The sequence below is a fragment of the Streptomyces sp. NPDC002156 genome (genome assembly GCF_053593675.1).
In genome coordinates, this window is record NZ_JBSFDA010000363.1 from 1 (window position 1) to 1,762 (window position 1,762).

Genomic DNA, 1,762 nt, shown 5'->3' on the forward strand with positions numbered 1-1,762 from the left:
AGTGCGGTCCGTGTCCACGAAAACGTGGACACGGACCGCATTTGTCGTTTCCGTGGGTCGTTTTCGTGTGCCGTTCCCGCGCGGGCTGCGGGCTGCGGGCTGCGGGCGTACGGCGTGGGAGTCGTCAACCGCCTCGGGGGACTCGCGGCTGAGCGCCACTGGCGACTGGTGACTGGCCATTGGTCGGCGGCCCGGATGCTTCCCTTCGGGGTGGGTTCGAGGGCCGTGCCTGGAGCGGCTCAGTCGTTGCTGGGACCGGTTGACGCACCTTGAGCGGCGGCATGTGCGAATCCCTGATGAGCGGCACCCGGGAGTCCTTGATCTGCAGCACCTGCGTAGCCTTGACCGGCTCAGCCGACGAGTCCTCGATCGGCGGCGCCTGCCTAGCGTTGACTGGTCCCACCTGCGAGTTCTTGTTTGGCGGCACCTGCTGAGCCCTGACCGGCTCCGCTGGTGAAATCCTCGATCGGCGACGCCTGTGAAGCCCTGGTGGGCAGCGCCTGGGAGTCCTTGATCTGCGGCACCGACGTAGTCCTGACCGGCTCCGCCTGCGAGTCTTCGATCGGGTGCGCCTGCGTAGCGTTGACTGGCTCCACCTGCGAGTTCTTGATGGGCGGCACCCGCTGGCGAATCCTCGATCGGCGGCTCCCGTGAAGCCCTGATGGGCGGCACCTGGGAGACCTCGATCCGCCGCACCTGCGCAGCTCTGACCGGCTCCGCCTGCGAGTCTCCGATCGGCGGCTCCTGTGAAGCCCTGACCGGCTTCACAGGTGAGTCCTCGATCGGCGGCGCCTGCGGAATCCCGACCGCGCGCTGCCGCCTCGGCTCTGCCCCGCGTCCCTGTCCGGCTGCGCCCCACGCACCCCTTCCCGCCTGCGCCCCACGCATTCTCCCGACCACGGCCTCGACGTACGGCCATGCCGGCCCTGCCTCCTGCTCCGCCGCCTCCTGGGCGGCCTGCGCGGCGGCGAAGGCGTGCTGGCGCTTCTGCGCGCCGTGCCCGGGCCCCGCCCGGGCACGGTCTCGCACGCTCCCCGGGACCCGCCCCGGGCACAGTCTCACGCACCGTCCTCGGGGTTGCTCCGGCATCCTGTCGTGGACCGTCCCCGGGATCGCCCTGGCATCCTGTCGTGGACCGTCCCCGGGATCGCCCTGGCATCCTGTCGTGGACCGTCCCCGGGATCGCCCTGGCATCCTGTCGTGCACCGTCCCCGGGGCCGCCCTGGCACCCTGTCGTGCACCGTCCCCGGGGCCGCCTTGCCACCCTGTCGTGCACCGCCCCCAGGACCGCCCTGAAGCCCTGCCGTGCGCCGGTCTCGGGACCGCCCCCGCACCCCGCCGTGCATCACCCACAAGACCGCCCCAACACCTCCCGTCACCATCCCCGGAACCCTCCGTACACCCCTCGCCCCCCTTGGTGACCCGCGTCAGGCCCCTGCCAGGCCTCCGCCAAGCACCCTCCTAACCCCTCACCAGAACCTCTCCAACCCCCTCATCAGGCCCACCCCAACCCCTCCGACTGACCCCCACCCACCCCCGTCGATCCACAACCCACCTCCCTTCGACAGCCACCCCCCTCCGACGCCAACTCCCCACCCGGTAGGCGCATTTCGGCCCCACGCCAAATAAACATCAGCCGCCCGCCGATGTTCGACCCGCCGACCCCAACCGCCTCACCTGCGACATCAACCCCCTTGCCCGGGGCGCCACTGCACAACCCCCCCCCCCCCCCCCCACCCCCACACCCAAAAAAAAAAAAAAA

The 1,762-nt window shown here is 70.6% G+C and carries 1 pseudogene; it reads right to left on the reverse strand.

From position 1 onward, the window contains the following. Positions 1-885 precede the first annotated feature (885 nt). Positions 886-990, reverse strand: a pseudogene (locus ACWCRB_RS49705) (DsbA family protein); the annotation flags it as partial. Between the last annotated feature and the right edge of the window lie 772 nt (positions 991-1,762).